This window comes from Mycoplasmopsis mustelae (assembly GCF_004365095.1).
GTDB classification, from domain to species: domain Bacteria; phylum Bacillota_I; class Bacilli_A; order Mycoplasmatales; family Metamycoplasmataceae; genus Mycoplasmopsis; species Mycoplasmopsis mustelae.
On record NZ_SOCN01000001.1, the window covers coordinates 59,783 to 79,016 of the forward strand.

The following is a 19,234-nucleotide window of genomic DNA, read 5'->3' on the forward strand; positions in this document are numbered from 1 at the left end:
TTAAGGGTTGATTTTTTGATGTCTTTTTGTGTAATTTTTATTTAACTATAATATTTATTTTGTTTATTAAAAAATGAAAATGTTGATCTATTAAATTTAGTAATTCATTAAGATTATTTAATGAAGAATTAACAAAAACCATTCACAAATAAACCTTCGCTTCATATAAATTTAAATTTTTCAAAATCATAGAGATAAATATTTTTTTGAATTTCTAAAAACTTAAAAATTATAAAACACTTTGCAAGTAAGGTTAAATATTGAAGATTTGATCATGAATTAGTGATATCACCTACAATATAACTGCGATCAAATTTGCATTTAGTATGTAGTTTCTGAATATTTAAACTTTTTGACAAAAATTTATCACTCACAATGCAGTTATATCATTTAATTTTAAAACCCTAGCATCCAATTCCTGCTGATAAAAAAAATGAAATATGTCAGTTTATTATCAAACATTACACTCCTTAAAAATCTTTTAGGAATTTTATTAAATTCATTCAATTTATTTTTATAAAATTAGTAAAATTAAAATTCCTTTTTTATTTTTAATTATAAAATTTAAAGATGAAACAACGAATTGAGAAAATCCTTGCTCAAAACACACAATATTCTCGGAGCCAAATCAAAAATTTAATCAAACAAAAACACATTAAGGTTAATAATATAATTATTCATAAAAGTGTTAATGTAGATTTTAATGATGAAATCAAAATTAATGATATAAAAATCCATCTTAAAGAATATTTTTATTTAGCACTAAATAAACCACAAGGTTATTTATGTGCTAAAAAAGATAACAAACATCCATTAGTATTAGATTTAATCGCTGCAGAATATAAAAATGATAAAAATATTCATATTACCGGGCGCTTAGACTTGGATACCGAAGGATTGTTAATCATTACAAATGATGGTGCGTTTACACACCGTGTTTTATCACCTAAAAAACATGTTAATAAAACATATTTGATAAAAGTAGATCAAACGCTTGATCAAAAATTAATAACTGAATTTACCAAAGGTGTTGATATTGGTGAAAACAAACTTACTAAACCCGCTACATTACATATCAGAGATAAAAATACCTGCGAATTGACTATTACCGAAGGTATGTTTCATCAAATCAAACGTATGTTTGCTGTATTTGGTTATCAAGTAATTTATCTTAAACGAATTTGTTTTGGAAAATTTATCTTACCTACTTCATTAAAAATTGGTGAATATATAGAAATTAATAAAGAAATGATAATATAAAAAGCATCATTATATAAGATGCTTTTTATCATTAATTTTGTGGATTTGAAGTAGATGCAGTTTGATTTTGAGAAGTTAATTGTGCTTGCGCTTTCTCTTTAACCATAAAAACAGACTTTGGAGTATCGGCCATTTTTAATTCGTTAAGTAACTCAGTTTTTTTATTTTGATCTTTTAACTGATTAATAAGTTGATGTGACTCATTGATTACCGATATAAATTGAGATAAGCTAAAAAGTTCTCCAAGCGATAAATTCTTAAAACTATTTTCTTGCATAAATTGTAGATTGGTATGTCTATGATTGTCAGATAGTGGAAGTTTCATCATTTCATCTAAAATCGCAAATTTGTTTTTTTCTAAAATTCGATTCATTAATATTTTAACTTTAAGATATTCAGCTTCGTTTCCTTTTGCTGCATTGATCATATTTGTAAGATCGGTTTCTTTTATTTTTTCATTGGTTTGATCATCTTTATTGATAGATAATTCATCAGGTAAATAATTAATGAAACCAGCCAATAAAATAGTAGATCTTTTGCGCAAATCAAAAAGTTCATCTGATAATGGTTTTAAACTATTTTGTGCGTTTTCATAAATAGTTTGTGCGTTGCTTAAATCAACATTATGTCCAAGTTTGAATTCTTCTCTTAATTGCATCAAGAATTTGGTTTTAGTTGCATTTGAATTAGTTTCATCAACTTTATCAATGAAGGTATCGTCTAATTTATTTAAATATTTAGCATATAAAGTAATATCAGAGTTTATTGTTCCCATTGTTTGATCGATAATTTTTCCTGAACCAAAAATAAATGCTTTTGCTTTAGTTATATCTCAGGTATCTTTATCTTTGTTAAATTCAGCAGTAAATGATTCTACTACTTGTTTAACTCCCATTGTTTCCAATAATGATGGAACCATTGCGCGATAAATGGTAACAACTTTTTCAGTAAATAATTTTTTATTTACTTCAAGTAATTTTTGAAGTTTCATTACATTATCAGTTTGTGTTTTAGCTGTTTCAAACTCTGCCTTTAATTCATTTAATTTGTTTGCGTATTTAGATGCGTTACTTTCTAATGTAGTTAATTCATTTTGAATTTGTGTCATAAACATATTTAACACATTTTCAGTAGCAGTAAGGTTTGCAGGAACATTTGATTCAAAATCTAAAAGCTTTGTATTAATTGTTTCTGAATCAGTAATCATATTTGCGTCTTTATCTTTTATGAGACTATCTAATCAAGCGACTTTAGTATCTGATTCTGCTTTGGTTGCATTAACTGCATCTTGTAAGTTCTTAATAAAAGTTAATTCAGCATCATTAATTTTCTTTAGTTCTGCATCTTCTTTTATTTTAGTTAATAAACCTAAATATTTTCCAAATAAACTTACAACTGGATATCTCACAGCTTTAGCTTCATCTTCTGTTTTAGCATTTGCTAATTGTGTAACTTTATCTACCACATCATTTCAAACAGCTTTTAATGCTTCAGCAGCATTTTCTTCTGCAAACACCGGTTTAATTGCTTCTAATTGAGTTATAAAAGCTTGTTTTTGTGTTTGATCTTGTATTGCATTAATTGTATCTAAAATATTTTTTCTATCTGCTAGATTCTTTTGTTGCACTGCAACTAACATCTTAATTAACTCTAATTTAGCCATAGAATCATTTTCAGGTTTATTAATTAAATCTGAAAATGCTTTTTTATAAGCATCGCTCAGAGTTGATTGATTAATAGCATCAATTTCTACTTTTCTTGCATTTTCTCTTAGTAATTCAGCAACTACATCCATTTTTAAAACATTAATATCATAAATTCTCGCAGTATTGCTTGTTTGTAAATCTTTTGATTGAGTTTTAAATTCTGTAAGTTTAGGATTATTTGGATTTAATTCATCTAATTTTTCAATTTCTTTATTTAATTTATTAAATGCTTGCGCCATCAAAAGACGTCCTTGCATATATGCATCAAAAAGTTCATCAAAAGTATTAGCATCAGTGATGCTGTATTGAATGGCTGTTGATGTCTTTGATAAATAATCACCGTCAAATAGCTTTTTACTATTAGTTAAAATTGTTGCTCTACTTGCAACAAAAACTTTTTGTTTAAGTGCTTGTAGTTTATCAAAAACTTCTTTAGTGTGTCATTCTACATATGTTAAATCTAAAAGTCTATTAATTTCAGGCATTAAATTATTCAATTCGTCTGCTGTATTAATAGTCATTAATTTATCTTTTAATCACATTAAATTTTGATGTGTTGATAAAATTTCTAAGAACGCATCTTTTTGAGCATTAAATTTCATTTCTGATAATTTCTCATTGCTTTGAGCAGAAAGTTTTGCTTCAATTGTAGTTTCTAAATCACTAAGTTGTTTAGCAATGTCCGCAATTTGTTGTTCGTCAATTTGTGAATCAAGTTTAAGTTTAATAGTGTCAATTTGTAATTGTAATGCAGGTTGTGAGTCTAGATTTGAAGCAACTTTATCTGTAATATTTTTAAGTAAGAAATCTAAAAAAGTAGCTTTCTCTACAGAGGTTGTATATAAAGATCTCATTGAAATAGCTTTTAGTTCATTATTAAATCCGTCTTTAGCGGTCGTATCTTCTAGCTGTTCAATAACATTTGCTAATTTTACGCTTGATTTTTCATTTTCGAGCGCTTCTTGAACTCTTATTGCATTTGCTTCATTAAATAATTCTTGATATGCAGGTAATGATAAGGTGGTTTTAAGTTTATCAATAAGTTTTGTTATTGTATTTTGATCCTTAATAGTCTCAATAATATTTGCAATTTTAACTAAGAGTTGTTGTTTAGTCATTAATTGATCTAATTGCACGACGTCAGTTACTGATGGATCTTGTTTTTTATCATCTGTATTAAAAATATTTAATTCAATTGATAATTCATAAACTTTATTATTAAAGTATGAAGTGGATGAAAATCTATTGGTTTGCAAATTTTTACTAATTGTAATAATATCATTAGCATAATTTTGTTTTTGTTTATCTAACTGATTTAATAAATCAACAATTAGATTTTGAACAGTACTATCATCTAAAGCATCTTTTAATTCTTTAGATAATTCATAACGACCTTTCACGCCTTTATTTTCATTATTAAATGCAATTTTATCAACTAATCTTGCCGCCTGAATGGTATCGGTGATAAATGGGAATAGCTCAGTTAATTTATCTTTGTTATTTTCTAAAGATGCGATAACTTGCTTAAATTTAGCAATTAAAGCTGCGCTTTCGCTTGGATTTTTATCTGCTATTTCAATTTTATTAAGTTCAGTAGTTAACTTACTAATAATATCATTTAAAGTAATTGAACTTTCTGAACTAACTGCATCTTGAGCTTGTTTAGTTAACGCATCAAGTGCGGCTGAATTTTCTTTTGAAAATCTAGGTGATAATGTTTGAAATTTTTTATCCAATGTAGCCGCTAAAGCAGGATTTTTAATTTGCTCAAACAATTTTAGATAAGCATTTCTATCATCATTATATTTCTTTTGATTCTTTGGGTCAACTTTCTCATTAGCAGATAAAACCGCAACAGCGACCCCAGCAGTTATTGCAGTAGCAACTGCAGCGGATGTTAAAATAATAAAACCAATTTTATTCTTGCTTTTCATTTAAAACTCCTAACTCAATATGAAAGTTATATTTAAATTCATAAATTATTCCAAATCGTTTTTTGGATTTTTCTTTCTTTAATGCACGTTATATTTTACTCTTTTTTTTTTTTTTTTGAGATTTATCACAAAAACTAGTTAATTTTATTAAAAAATTTTAAAAGATAGTAATAAATGCACCAATTTAACACAGTTTAAAGTTTCTAACATCTTAAAAATCATTTTTAACTACAACATAATAAAAGACAACTAATTTTGCAGTATTTTATCTAATATCCTTTAAAATACCTTTATTAACAAACGGTTTAGGATTTAACCCAAATAAGTTTTCAAAGAGATTCGGATAATCTATAAATGGGTTTCTAATTTGGGTTTTTTTATAAATCGCTTGATTTCTTGTGATATCAAATTTATCTATTGGATCTTTAGTAATTCAATTTAAATATGTTTGTAAAAAATGTCCTTTGATATTAGGGAAAACTGATGTAAAAACATTGGTATTGGGTTGAGACGTAGAAATGTTTTGGTCATGATATGCTAAAGCAAAATATAAGTAACTACGTGCAACATCGCCTTTGAATGTATCAATTACTTCAAAAGCGGTTTGGTTTTGGTTATTTTTACCTAATTTTGAGCCATTTAAACTCGTATATATTACTTTAACAACATCATCATGTGGATAGTCAGCACGCTTTGCGTTTACATAAATATCAGTAGGTCATACAAATTGAGGATCACTGACCATTGGGCTTTGTTTATTAAATCATGATTGCGGAATTAAATGTTCACGATTTGTGCCATCTCCTTCTTTTTTAGCACTACCACCGTTGCTGTTATAATTTTGATATTCATATGGGTCATTTCCGTTAGGATTTTCAGAATAGATGTCTAAAATACTGTGATCTTTTTCATAATATAAATCCTTAAATGCATCAGAAGTTCTATAAAAACTCGGGAGTTGTCTATATGGGGTTTGATATAAAATCCCTTTACGATGGCTTTGATGAATTTTATTTAAAACTTCTCAAAGTTCCATTCCACTTTTTCCATCAGCGGCAGCATATCAATTATCAGTGTTATCATAAACTAACTTATTAGTATCGGTTGCGTTCGGAAGTTGAATTTCGCTTGCTTGTTGGGGTTTGATGATTGGATCTTTAGCTTTAGAATCGTTCAGATTATTCAAATTAAATTTACTTAGATATGATTTAGTTGAAACATCCGAAACTACACCGGCTGTAATTTGAGCGATTTTATATTTTAGAATTAAAACATTATTTTCAATTTTAAAATCTATATCAGTGTTTGCTCTTATTTTAGAATCCCTAGTTGATAAATATGTAGGTTGATCAGCATTCACTAAATTAAATTCACTAGTAATTTTTGTTACTTTAAAAACATTAATGTTGCTACGATCTTTCGGAAGTTTGCGTCAATTTACTTTAGTATTTTTATCATATTTAATTATAACTTTATTTACATAATCATAAACTAATTTTAAGTTGTTATTAGTCATCAGCTCTTTAACTGTATCACTATTTAACACCTCTAAAATATTTTCGAAATTTGCGTCCGCTCATTGATCTACTTCTGAAACATATTTTGTTTTTGGTTTATTTGGGTCAACTATGATGGGTTGGATTGGTAGTTCAGAATTTGTGCGTGGTTTGGATTTCGATTTATCTTCTACGGGTTCCACCAATGAATTGCAAGCCACCGATATCAAAGGAACTATAGTCATAGATGTTGTTAATCATTTAAAAATTTTCTTCATTTTAATTACCTCATTATATAAAATGATTATATAAAATTCGCACAAATTTTTCAATTGCAAAAAACTTTGCAATCTGCAAAGTCTTATACATCAATAAATTTGTCTTGCTCAGTTTTTGAAATATTATAAATTTTAAATCTTGAGTTTTCTATATAGTGATTAATTCTTAGACAGTGATGTGCGATTCTTTCTATGGTTCTTAATAAAATGCTGTAATCAAAATCTTGTTGAAGTTGTTTTTTATCTACATCATTTTTTAAGCGTTCGATATTAGTTTTTGAAAATTCTAAAGTTAGTGAATGAATGTTTTTGTTCATCTTTTCAATGAATTTATGTCTTTGTGCAGTTGAACTATCTAGTTGATTAATTACATTTTTTAATAAGATATTTAATAAATCAACTAATTCTTTTATTTCTGTTAAAATTTCCTTTTCAATGTCAAATTCTTGTTTTTTAGTAAGATAAGTTTTATTTAGTTCGTTAATAACTTGTTTACCTAAACCCATTATTTTATCAACAGAACGTGATGATAGTACTAATGATAAATGTAGTTTTCCATCTTCACTACTTAAATTATGCGTACTAATTTGAATTAAATAGTTATAAATCGATGTCCGTGTTTCATCAATTACTGTTTCCAAATAATCATAATGTTTCAGTAATTTTTGATTTCCGGTATTAATATAGTCATATAAAATTTGCATTCCTTCGCGCGAAATTTTGCCTTGTGCATATAAAGCATTTTTAGCAGCTTTTAGCGCCAATGAAGCGTTTTGAGTGATTAATTCTCCAGGTAATAAAATTTCAAATTCCTTTTCAAATTTATTATCTTTAATCATTCAATTCACCATCTTTTCAAGATATTTAATCAATCAAAAAAAGATAAAAACTAAAATAAAGTTAAATAATAAATGCGCTATTGATAACTGCAAGGCTTTTTCGCTAGGTATCATTAATTTAATTAAGTCAGCATAATAAGTTAATGGATATAAAAATGGTAGGATTAATAGCGCAACAGAGAGGTTTGTAAATCCTCAAATAATTGCTATTTTTTTAGAATTATTATTGCGCGATGTAAAGGAAACTATTAAACCAGTTAAAGTGGTTCCTAAATTTGCACCAAAAACTAAGGCAATAGCAGAATTTAATTTTAAAACGGGTTCTGTTGAATTTGAAATTACGTCAGCAGAATTATAAACAATTTGATACAACGTTACCGTAGCGGATGAAGATTGCAAAATTCCAGTGAGGATAAATGAAAAAACAAACGACAACCATGGATTTATAGCAACTACGCCTAAAGTTGATTTAAAAAATGGTGTTTGAACAATCGTCTTAGCGGCAGATGACATAATTTTAAGTGATAAAAATACCATTCCGATTGATAAAATCAATAAAAAGATATTTGAAATCTTTTCTTTTTTAGTTAATAACGAACCAAAAACCCCAATTACCATTAATAAAATAAAATATTCAGTAAATTTAAAACTAGACTGAAACGAAACAATCAATGAAGTGGTCGCTGTTCCAATGTTTGCACCCAATAAAAATGCAATCGCCACTCTTAAATTAATAAATCTAGCTGCCAATAGTCCCATTATCAAGGCCATTGCACCATCTGATGATTGAATAAAGGTCGTAATTAAAACACCCACCAACAAGGCAATATAGTTATTTTTAGAAATAAATTTAATAACTTTTTTAAAACGCGAATCTCCCACGCTTTTTAAGCTTGCAGATAACTTTTTAGTAGAATAAATAAAAAGTGATAAACTAGCTAATGCAAAAATAATTGCTATTGGTATATCGATAAAGTTCATAACTAATATTTAATTTAAAATGTTTTATTTAATAATGAGATTATTATAATAGATATAATAACAAAACAAAACAAAAAAATAAACTAGCAATTTAAACTAGTTTATTTTTGAACACAGCTTCTAATAACTATAAATAAACTTTCTTCTAAAACTTCGAAAATCAATTTACATAGTGATCATCAGAATCTGCAGCAAAATCAGAATCGTTAGTTTTGATAGCGACTTCTTTGGTAGTTGTGTATAAGTTGAGTTCACGAGTTTCATTAAAATCAATGTTTTTACGTATGTTTTCTAAATTAAACATTGCTGGATCAAATTCATCTTCATCCAAATTATCTGATGTAGTTGAATTTGTATTTTCTAGATTAGTATCTTGTAAAATTTGTGATTGAGAAACAGATTCGTCAATCATATCTGGTGCGCTCATTAGTTGTGTTTGAATCGTAGTTTCATTGTTTTTTGTTGTAATTCCACTAATAATCATCGAGATTTTAATGGATTCATTGCTTGTTAAATTTTGTGAAAAACCTGAGATGATTTCTATATCATCACTTGAAATTTGTAAATATTCCAACAAACTATGATGAATTTGTTTGAGTTCGCTAATAGTAGTTTTGCAATCAGCATCAATATTAAGGATAATTTTTTGTGCACTTTTAATTTGATAATCAACTAAATTGTGCTCAAAAATTTTCTTTAAGACTTTTTCTGTTCGTTGGCTTCCTGTTGCCTTTGCAACACCGATAAAACTTAATTTTGCATCCTTTAAAACGGTTTTGATATCAGCAAAGTCAATATTAATAATACCAACTTCAAAAATAATATCATTAATGGTTTGTAAAAGATTTTTTAAAGTAAGATTTGATAAAGTATATAACTCTGAAATTGGCATTTCAGCATACAATTCTTCCATTTTACTGTTTGAAACTAAAAAATATGAATCAGTTTGTGGAATGATGTTTACTAAGCCGTCTTTGGCAATTTGATGTGTTCTATGACCTTCATAACTAAAAGGTGTTGTTAAAACACAAATTACTAATGCGCCTAAGTTCTTTGCAATTTCAGCAATCACAGGAGTCGCTCCGGTTCCGGTTCCTCCACCTAATCCGCTTGCTATAATCACTACATCCGCACCGGATAAGGCTTGTTGAATTGCCTCAGTATTTGCTAAGGCTGCTTGTTTCCCAATTTCAGGGTTATTACCAGTTCCTCAACCTTTATTATCGCAATCTAATAAAAGTTTATTTTCACAAGCATTATTATTCAATGCTTGTGAATCGGTATTAGCTATATAATATTGAAAATGAGGAATTTTATGTTCTTGTAATAAATGAATTGCATTTCCACCACATCCACCGACTCCGATAACTTTTACGGAAATATTTTGATTATGTAACATTTGTGAATTAATTTCTTGCATCTTAACCTCTATTGTTTAAATCAATTTTTAATTTTTCTTCACATCATTACTTTGGAGGTATTTGAAAGTTCAATTTCTTTAGTTAAAACTTGTAAATGACTACTATCTTCTTTAGCAAAATTATTTGCAGTTCAGACTGCGATTGATGCATAAATATCTAAATGATGAATTAAATTGAAATTTTCAATTAACAGATTTTGTCAATTTAAAATTTCGTAATTTATAACATTCTTTTCAGAAAGGACTTTTTTATGAAAAAATGAGAGTAAAAAATCTAATTTACTATAAATAAATAAACGTAAGTTTTCTTGAGTCAACCCGATTCAAGAATAAGTAATTTGTTTGTTTAAATAACTACTAAAATTTTGAAGTTTTTCTAAAATGATTTGATTAATTTCATCTAAATCAGTATTTTCGTTACTTAAAATAGTTTTCAAAACGTATTTTAAGCGCGCATAAAAGACCGATTTACTAAGTTGAAAGTTATCTAGATATTTATAAATGATATTAATACCAGCATTAATTTTAATCATCTTGAGGATATAACCATTTCTAACCAAACTAATAAAAAGGTTATCTTCATCAATATTAACTAATAAATTATTAGTGGTTTGATTCTTAAGTTGTTGTGCTAAGAGTTGTTGTTTGATATTCAGTAAATAAGTATTTTTATGGTTTGCTGATAAAAATTCTGTAAGTGAGCTTGTCAAACTCTCGAAAAATAGTGCAATTTCTAAATTTGTTTTAACTTGAAGTTGTGTTTTGAGGGTCGTAACACTTTGATATTCTTTATTGAGCGGAAAAAAATTATATGATTTAATAATTCCGTTGTGATCTGTTTTAAATTGGTAGTTGTAAGTGTTTAAAATAAATGTCTCTGAATTTACCTTTAAAAAAGTATGAAAATTTTGATTTTGATTGACAGCTAAATCCATGCTAATTTCTTGGATATTTAAAAATGAAATTTCTTCAAAAAGCTTTTCATCTAAAACTAAATTTAAATGTAGATGTTCTTTAGCATATAAATTTAACAAATGTTTAAGTTTAAAATCAATAAACTGCGTTGCTTGTGAAAATTTATTATAAAAATATGTTTCATCTTCAGCCGCACGAGTGTAATTTTTAGAGTTATTTTTAATTAAGGAAAAGGATATATTATTAATATTTATTACAAAATTAATAAACATTTTCATATACTCCTCCTTAATTTATAGCTTAACTAATTTTCGCAATTTTGCACTTTTTGAACGTCGATTTACTTCGATTTCTGCTTGTGTTGGTAAGATAGATTTTGTGAAATATTGTCTGGTTTCTTGCACTGGTAATTTTGCAGGATGTGTTGATTTAATTAATCTAGCAAAAGTTTGTTTAACAATACGATCTTCAATGGAATGAAATGTAATTACCGTTAAAACAGCATTACTGTTTAATAAAGCGATTGCCTCATCTAACATTTTTTGTAAAGAATTCATTTCATCATTAACTTCAATACGAATCGCTTGAAAGACCGCTTTAGCTGGATTTTTTTGTCGCAACAAAGCAGCTGGATACGCACTTTTGATAACTTCAACTAATTGTAATGTTGTTGCAATTGGACGATTTTTAACAATGGCTTTCGCAACTTGTTTAGCAAGTTTTACATCAGCGTATTTAATTAAAATTTCGCTTAATTGTTGTTGATTGTAATTATTGATTACATCATAAGCCGATAAACTTTGATTTTGATCCATGCGCATATCAAGCTGTGCGTCTTTGTTGTAACTAAATCCACGTTGTGCTTGGTCTAATTGAGGTGAGGAAACACCTAAATCCGCAATAATTCCATTAACTTCATAAACACCTAATTCATTTAATCGTGACTTAATATCCTTAAAATCTGCTTTGATTAAAGTAAAATTATTTGACACTTTTGTCAAACGTTGTCTAGCTACTTCTATAGCATAGTCATCTTTGTCAAAAGCATACAGATGTCCAGTGGTTAATTTTGATAAGATTACTTCAGAATGTCCGCCCATCCCAACTGTTAAATCTACATAAATTCCATTTGGTTGAATATTTAAAGCATCAATACTTTCTTGCAATAACACTGAATAATGTAGCATTATTTTTCCGAAATTCTTTCTGCTAGTTTTGCCATATCTGATAAACTGTATTGATTATTTAATGTATCCAATTTTTCTTTGGCTCATAATTCTACAACTGAACCAACACCAACGAATGTGATTTCTTTTTTGATAGCAAGATCTAAGGTAATGTTTTTAGGAATGCTAAAACGTCCGACTGAATCTAAGCTCGCTTGAAAAGAATTACCAAGAATAAATCTTGCAAGCATTCTAACTTCAGGATTGAATGAACTTTTTGATTCGATGATATTCTTATACTTTTCAAAGTCTGTTATACTTCGTAATTCTGCATTTCCGTCAAACCCGATGCTAACCATAAATGTACTTCCCAATGTCCCTTGAAACACCGAAGGTAAAATTACACGATTTTTATCATCGAGGTTCCGTGTATATTGTCCATACATTACCACTTCCTCCCACTATCTAACTCAATTTTACCACCAATTACCCTAGCACCCTAAATAATTTTAAAAAAATTTTTAAATGAATTATTTTTTCTTAATTTTTATTTTTAATTGGTTCATTTTTAGTCTTTTGATTATTTAATAAGGTAGTTAAAAAATATTTTGTAGTTTGATAAAGTGATTTTAAAAAATGTTCATTTGCTTTATTTTGCGAATGATAAAATATTAATAATGTAAATTTAAAATAAGGAGGAAAAATGAGTTTACTAAGCAAATTTAAAACACAACTTGATGAAATTTCATCAAAAGAACTTAATGCAGATCAAAGAGATCTTGCAATCAAAATTTTAGAAAAATTTGAAGATAAAGACTTAGAATATGTCTTTCAATTTATCATCCAAAGAGTTAAAACTGGGTTTCGTTTTGATGCAGCACCTGAATCAAATACACAAGCAATCGCATTGTTGCAAAAAGATGAAACCAAAAGTTTTAAACTAAGTGATAATGACAGTTTATATAACAATACTTTAATCATAGGAGAGAACTATGATGCATTAAAGAACTTAATAGTAATAGAGAGAGAGAGAGAGAGAGAGATTCGGCCTTGAGGCTAGATATGATGTAATCTATATTGATCCTCCTTACAATACCGAAGCAAGCAAAAACGATGGTAATAGTATCGCAGATGACAAAGAAAATGTTGCAGCAAACAAATTCGTATATCGCGATAAATATTCACGCAATGGTTGACTAAATTTAATGAACGAACGCCTAAAGTTAGCTAAGGAACTTCTCAAAGATGATGGAGTTATTTTTGTTTCAATCGATGATAGTGAACAAGCATATTTAAAAGTGCTAATGGATGAAATTTTTGGGGAAGAGAATTTTGTTGTAAATTTAAATTATCAGAAAAAAAATTCAGGTTCTGGAGCAGATACAAAATACATTAGACAATTAACAGAATACATCTTATTTTATGCAAAAGATATTGATAAACTGAAAATAAATGAAATTAAAAAAGATATACGGAATGAATCTAGATATAAATACACTGATGAATTTGTTGAAACACGTGGAAAGTATCAAAGAAAGCAATTGGATATGGCATCACTTACTTGGTCATCAGGTTTGGATTATGAAATAGAAATAGATGGTAAGAAATACTATGCCGGTGGTTCGAAAGAAAGATGAATTGATAGGCAAAGCGGAAAGCATGCACTAAAAGACTGGCGGTGAAGATGAAGTAAAGAAAAATTACAATGAGGTCTTGAAAATAAATTCATAGAAGTAATCAATAATAAAATTTTTACAAAACAATACCAATTTGTAGATAACAATAATAATAACACCATTAGAACTGAAAAATACACCAATATAATTAATAATGTAATGAATTCTGTGGGCACTGAAGAACAAAAATCTATTTTTAATGTTAAGGTTTTCGATAGCCCAAAACCTGTAGAATTAATCATACATTTAATTAAAATAGTAGAAAAAACCCAGGATACTCGTATACTTGATTTCTTTGCCGGTTCCGGAACCACAGGGCATGCTGTATTAGAATTAAATAGAGAAGATGGGGGAAACCGTACTTTTACACTTGTTACAAATAATCAAAATAATATCGGTCTTGATGTAAATTATGAAAGACTTTATCGTATCAATCATGGCAAAGGAACTAAGGATGAAACCTTTGAATGAGGCAAAAAGAATCAACCTTATCGTAGTAATTTAGATGTCTTTAATATTGAACATATTGATGTATCTTTATTTCAAAATAAAGATAATATAAGAGCAATCATCAACAAATTAATTAAAGTTTTAAATGATTTTGGTATAAAAACTAACCTTCAAAACCCAAATGAATATCTTAATTTATTAAACTCATTACACTCTTTAAAACCAGAATTAAAAAAGGACGAAGATGAAATTAACTAATTCACAAGAAAATGTTATCCATGAATTATTTAAAAAAACAGTCAATAGTCTTTTAAATAACGAAAATAGTTCTGTTTTCTTTAAAGCACCGACCGGTTCTGGTAAAACTTTTATGATGCTTAATTATATAAATCAATTAATTGAATGAAGCAAACAAGAATTTAATCAAAAATTAGTTTTTGTTATTGTTACATTATCTAGCGCTGAATTACCAAAACAAATGCACGAAAGTTTTAAAATTTATCGTCAACATCTTATTAATAAAAATATTGAAATCCAAAGAATTGAAAGTCCATCTAATATAAACAAAAACTCTAAAGTTGAAAAAAATTATCAATTTTTTGCAAAAGAAAATAATGTTTATATAATGGGTGGAGCATCATTTCGAAAAAAATCAATTTTATATGAACAAGGTTCAATTGATGCGTTTTTAGCTGAAATTAGATTGACAGGTTATAAACTAATTTACATTAGAGATGAAGCACATATCGGTTCTAAAATAACCCTAAATAAGGATGAGAAACACTTTGAAAAATCTATACAAGAGGCAGCACATTTTGTAGTTAAAATGACAGCTACACCTGATACAAGTGCCGAATGCATTGAACTTAGTGAAAAAGATTTAGAAACTGATGAAATTAAGCTATTAAAGTCATATAAAAAATATAACGCAGGATTAGAACATTTAACTACAATTGATAATGAAACAATCCTCCAAAAAGCTTGTGAAGTTTTTTTAGAAATCAAAAAACTTTATAATGATAATGAATTAGAACCCGGTTTATATGGAATTAATCCCGCAATGTTAATTCAAGTTGAAAACGATAGTTTTACTAACAAAGAACAAAATGAAAAATTCCAAAAAAACTTAGCTTCAATTATCAAAATTTTAGAAAAAAACAACTTAACTTGAGTTAAGTATTTTGACCAAAATAAGAAAGAAAGCAACCTAAGACACAAAGAAAATTATTCACTACGTGATATTTCTAAAGATTCTTCACCCATTGATGTGGTTATTTTTAAAATAGGTCCAGCAACTGGTTGAAATATTCCAAGAGCTTGTATGCTAGTTCAGTTGAGAGATGTAAGCTCAAATAATTTAAGTGTCCAAACTATCGGTAGAATTAAAAGAAATCCAAATCCAAATTATGAATTTAAAGATATTTCAGTAGCTAAAAACTATTACTTATATAGTAATATAGATATCAAAGATACAGAAATTAAATCATTCAAACTAAAAAACAAATACCAAGATCAAAAATTTATTATCGGTAATATTGAAACAAAATATAAAGAAAAAATTATTGATGAAAATGTTTTTAGCAAATATTGAATCGAAAAATTTAAAAATAAAGCATATTTCAATACTGAAGTTTTTGAAAATATGGAAAATTTAAATATAGGTAAAGAAAATGATAATAAATTTATTATTGCTAAAAGTAAAAATTATGGCGGAATTGAATTTATTAATACTAAAATTTATAACTTGATTGAGCTAGAAACTTTTAATTTCAAGTTATTTGATAAATACAAAAGGTTTTTAACATCTGAAATTTTAAAATATTTAGAAAACTTTTATCAAAATAACCTAAAAAACAAAATCACTGATACTTTATTTTGATATATTTTCTTCATTAATTATGTGGATGAAATTAAAGAGTATTATCTTAAACAACTACAAAAAGAATTGAATAACAATAGCATCAACTTCAAATTTGAAAACAAAGAATTACCACTTCAAATTAGCACAGTTAAAAAAGAAATAGTGAATATTAACGAAGATAATTTTGCTTATGAAGAGATGAAAAAAGATGAATTGCTTACGTTTTTCCTAGATTCTCAACCTGAAAAAGATTTTGTATTAAAATTGCAAAACTTTTTTGAATTTTCAGATAAAAAAATAGAGATTTGAGCTAAAAATCCAGCTAATATAGGTATCAATATTCAATATTTAACTATTCATGAACCACAGATTTATAATTCATATCCAGATTTTATTCTTAAAAATAATGATCATTATATTTATTTAGAGATCAAACAATACCATTCAAATAATGAACTTGATAAAATAAAAAATCTCTATAATGGCTATAAAAAATACATTGAGCAAAATAGGAATTCAAAGATTAAACTAACGCTTTGTATTTGTTTTGTAGAAAATAAGGATCATAATATTAAACTTTATTTTGCCGGAGCTTCCACAATTAGAGAATTAAACGAGATGTTGAATATAAGACAAACTAATGATATTAAACACCTCCACGATGAAATCAGAAGCTCTGATAAGAGTTTAAATTTAACTAAAATCTTATCGCAATAAAAAACGGTGTAGCAATAGCCACATCGTTTTTTGTTATTCATCAGCATTATTAAATCACTCAAAAGCAGCAGTTACATTATCTATTTCACCGATAACAGTTACTTGGTCATTTGGATTTAAAACGGTGTCTCCGGTAGGACGAATTTTAGTATTATTAGTTTTAATTAAAACAATAGTAATTCCATAGGAATTTAAATTTAAATCCTTAATTGTCATATTAAAAATCTTTGGATTTTTAATTTCTGATGTTCCTAACACAAACCCATTTCCGAGCTCTTGTAAATCATTGCTATATAAAATAAATTTTTGATTTGAGGCAATCAATGCAGCTCGCGTTCCAGCTTCTTGTTCGGGTCGAATAATAACACTAACTCCAATTTGACGCAATACTCTAGCATGACGACGTGATGTAGCACGTGCGATAATATTTTTGACATTCATTTCTAATAATGAAGCGATAATCTCAATGTTATCAGGAACTGCAACAATAACAGTTTCAATTTTTTCTATACCAATTGATCTTAAGAGTTTAGTTTCGGCCGCATCACCTACAATTAGTCGTTGCGCATCATCTTCATATAATTTTAATTTTTCAGGACTATCATCGATAAGGGTGATTTGTTTACCGAGTTTAATTAACTCATCTACCACCGCTGAACCAAAACGACCCAAACCGATTACAGCAATGTCTTTACTTTGTCTATATTTCATATTTTCTCCTAACCGATTGCCAAATCTGCATCGATGTATTCATAGTTACGATCTTTAGATTTTTTACGTTTTCACACTAGCAGTGTTGATGAAACTCCAAATTGACCAATAAACATAGTTAAAATGAAAGCTAATTTGGATGCAATATTAAGGTTTTTAGTAATTCCACTACTTAAACCAGTGGTTCCAAATGCGCTCGATACTTCAAAAATAATATGCATTGAATTATATACCGGTTGATTTTGTTGTTGAACTAAATTCACTGTTGCAATTGTTCCTCCGTGTGTATCAAATGATGTAAACGAAATTAAACTCACAATAATTACCAAACCAAACGCTAAAATAAAGGTTTGTGTTGCCATAAACACGGTACGTTTTTCGATTGCCCGCTTAAACATTCTGACGCGTTTGCGCCCTAACAATACCGAAAGGGTAGTCATTACTAACAACGCAAATGTTGTGGTTCTAATACCACCACCTGTTGAAGATGGTGCTGCGCCAATAAACATTAAAATGGTATATATTAAAGTTGTACTCGTAGTAAAATCGTGAATATTTACAGTTGCAAATCCTGCAGAGCGAGTTGAAAACGTGGTAAAAATAATTGCAAAAGTCCGATCAAATCAATTTCCATACATTGGACCTTGTTTGATATATTCTTGTAAAGTAGGTCAAAGTTGATCATTATCCTTGATTCTGGCTTGTAGAATATTATACAAACGAGCTTCGGTGGCATTTAAATTAGTTGCATTTTTTGCCTCTAAAACTTTTAGCAACTCAGGATTTTTATTTGTTATCTGAATTCATTGTTGATAGCTATTATAATATACTTTAGAATCAGGGAGATAAATTTTGTTTCACAATGATGTTTGCGAATGTGATGATAGTTCAAAACCTAATGCAAAAATTAAACCAACTAAAAATAATAAAACATATGAAATTAATGATACTTTGGAAAATAGTGAAAAACGATGTTTGCGTTTTTCTTTACGAAAGAGGTGTATGATAAATTCATGGATATCATAAATAGTCGGATATCCAATTCCACCAATCACAAACAAAATAATAATTCAAATTTGTAGACCATAGTTTTGTTGGTAAGGCATAATTGAATTACCAGAAACGATATCAAAACCAGCATTATTGATTGCTGAAATAGTATGAAAGAAGCCAAATCGAAACGCAATAGATCAATCACCTTGTGAGTTGATATAACCAAGTTCTCCATTTGAACCTTTTAAATATTCCCCAACACCTTTAGTATGCATTGCAGGAACATAATAAAAATAAATAGACATCGCAAAACCAGAGATCAAAATTACAGCAAGTAAAAACTTAACGGATGATAAAACTAGTTTAATAGTAGTATTAACATCTGAACCGCCACGCTCATTTTGCAACAATTGCACATTACCAATCGATGTCATGCTACGGCGAAAGATGTAATTAATAATAAAGAATTTTAACGCAAAGATTCCGATTCCGCCTAATAAAATTAAGATCGCGATAATTGCTTGACCAAAAGTATTTCAATAACTAAAAGTATCATAGACAACTAAACCAGTATCTGAAAAAGCACTAGCTGTAGTAAAAACAGCATTAATATAATTTCTAAATGAATATCAATCAGTTTGTGGATTTGCGTGAGCAAAGGGAGCTCATAAGAGTAAACTAAATAAAAAAACCACAAGAAAATACACAATTAAAAGGTACTTTAATTGTGATAAATTTCTTATTGAATTATTTAATTTTCTAAAAAATAAACCTATTTTAGAATTCTTAATGGAACTTTTGAATCTAAAAAACGATCCCATTTAACTCTCC

Annotated in this window: 14 protein-coding genes; 4 read left to right on the top strand and 10 right to left on the bottom strand. The window is 27.8% G+C overall.

Annotated features, from left to right (window positions below; all coding sequences use genetic code 4):
* Positions 1 to 128: 128 nt before the first annotated feature.
* Complete coding sequence (locus tag BCF59_RS00250) at positions 129 to 359, bottom strand: hypothetical protein (RefSeq protein ID WP_134110003.1); 231 nt, start codon at positions 357 to 359, stop codon at positions 129 to 131.
* A 211-nt stretch (positions 360 to 570) separates the two neighbouring features.
* Between BCF59_RS00250 and BCF59_RS00255 the strand changes: the two genes are divergently transcribed.
* Complete coding sequence (locus BCF59_RS00255; protein WP_134110006.1) at positions 571 to 1,260, top strand: pseudouridine synthase; 690 nt, start codon at positions 571 to 573, stop codon at positions 1,258 to 1,260.
* Positions 1,261 to 1,291: 31 nt separating this feature from the next.
* Here BCF59_RS00255 and BCF59_RS00260 read toward each other — a convergent pair whose 3' ends face one another.
* From BCF59_RS00260 to BCF59_RS00290, 7 genes are all read right to left on the bottom strand, one after another.
* Positions 1,292 to 4,900, bottom strand: a complete 3,609-nt coding sequence (locus tag BCF59_RS00260; RefSeq protein ID WP_134110009.1) for a hypothetical protein — start codon at positions 4,898 to 4,900, stop codon at positions 1,292 to 1,294.
* A gap of 265 nt (positions 4,901 to 5,165) precedes the next feature.
* Complete coding sequence (locus tag BCF59_RS00265; RefSeq protein WP_134110012.1) at positions 5,166 to 6,674, bottom strand: endonuclease; 1,509 nt, start codon at positions 6,672 to 6,674, stop codon at positions 5,166 to 5,168.
* Positions 6,675 to 6,757: 83 nt separating this feature from the next.
* Positions 6,758 to 8,494 carry a Na/Pi cotransporter family protein gene (locus BCF59_RS00270; protein ID WP_134110015.1) on the bottom strand — a complete coding sequence of 579 codons (1,737 nt, stop codon included), beginning with the start codon at positions 8,492 to 8,494 and terminating at the stop codon, positions 6,758 to 6,760.
* Positions 8,495 to 8,639: 145 nt separating this feature from the next.
* Positions 8,640 to 9,914, bottom strand: a complete 1,275-nt coding sequence (locus BCF59_RS00275; RefSeq protein ID WP_134110018.1) for a cell division protein FtsZ — start codon at positions 9,912 to 9,914, stop codon at positions 8,640 to 8,642.
* Positions 9,915 to 9,922: 8 nt separating this feature from the next.
* Positions 9,923 to 11,107, bottom strand: a complete 1,185-nt coding sequence (locus BCF59_RS00280) for an MAG3720 family protein (protein WP_134110021.1) — start codon at positions 11,105 to 11,107, stop codon at positions 9,923 to 9,925.
* 15 nt (positions 11,108 to 11,122) lie between these two features.
* A complete protein-coding gene (gene rsmH, locus BCF59_RS00285; RefSeq protein ID WP_134110024.1) occupies positions 11,123 to 12,016 on the bottom strand; it encodes a 16S rRNA (cytosine(1402)-N(4))-methyltransferase RsmH in 894 nt (297 codons plus the stop codon).
* Positions 12,016 to 12,441, bottom strand: coding sequence for a division/cell wall cluster transcriptional repressor MraZ (locus tag BCF59_RS00290; protein ID WP_134110027.1), 426 nt, complete (start codon positions 12,439 to 12,441; stop codon positions 12,016 to 12,018). Before BCF59_RS00290 ends, rsmH begins: the two co-directional genes overlap by 1 nt.
* Before the next feature lie 257 nt (positions 12,442 to 12,698).
* Between BCF59_RS00290 and BCF59_RS03680 the strand changes: the two genes are divergently transcribed.
* Genes BCF59_RS03680 through BCF59_RS00300 form a run of 3 tightly spaced genes read left to right on the top strand, consistent with a single transcriptional unit; the run spans position 12,699 to position 16,699 of the window.
* Entirely contained in the window at positions 12,699 to 13,055 is a 357-nt protein-coding gene (locus tag BCF59_RS03680) for a type III restriction endonuclease subunit M (RefSeq protein ID WP_234851406.1), read from the top strand.
* 16 nt (positions 13,056 to 13,071) lie between these two features.
* The gene (locus BCF59_RS00295) at positions 13,072 to 14,379 is read left to right on the top strand and encodes a site-specific DNA-methyltransferase (protein WP_234851419.1); all 1,308 of its coding nucleotides are present in this window, start codon (positions 13,072 to 13,074) and stop codon (positions 14,377 to 14,379) included.
* Positions 14,366 to 16,699, top strand: a complete 2,334-nt coding sequence (locus tag BCF59_RS00300; RefSeq protein ID WP_134110030.1) for a DEAD/DEAH box helicase family protein — start codon at positions 14,366 to 14,368, stop codon at positions 16,697 to 16,699. Before BCF59_RS00295 ends, BCF59_RS00300 begins: the two co-directional genes overlap by 14 nt.
* 33 nt (positions 16,700 to 16,732) lie before the next feature.
* Here BCF59_RS00300 and BCF59_RS00305 read toward each other — a convergent pair whose 3' ends face one another.
* Positions 16,733 to 17,410 (bottom strand): potassium channel family protein, encoded by a 678-nt coding sequence (locus BCF59_RS00305; RefSeq protein ID WP_134110033.1) that lies wholly within the window; start codon positions 17,408 to 17,410, stop codon positions 16,733 to 16,735.
* An 8-nt stretch (positions 17,411 to 17,418) separates the two neighbouring features.
* Positions 17,419 to 19,224, bottom strand: coding sequence for a potassium transporter TrkG (locus BCF59_RS00310; RefSeq protein ID WP_134110036.1), 1,806 nt, complete (start codon positions 19,222 to 19,224; stop codon positions 17,419 to 17,421).
* Positions 19,225 to 19,234: the final 10 nt, after the last annotated feature.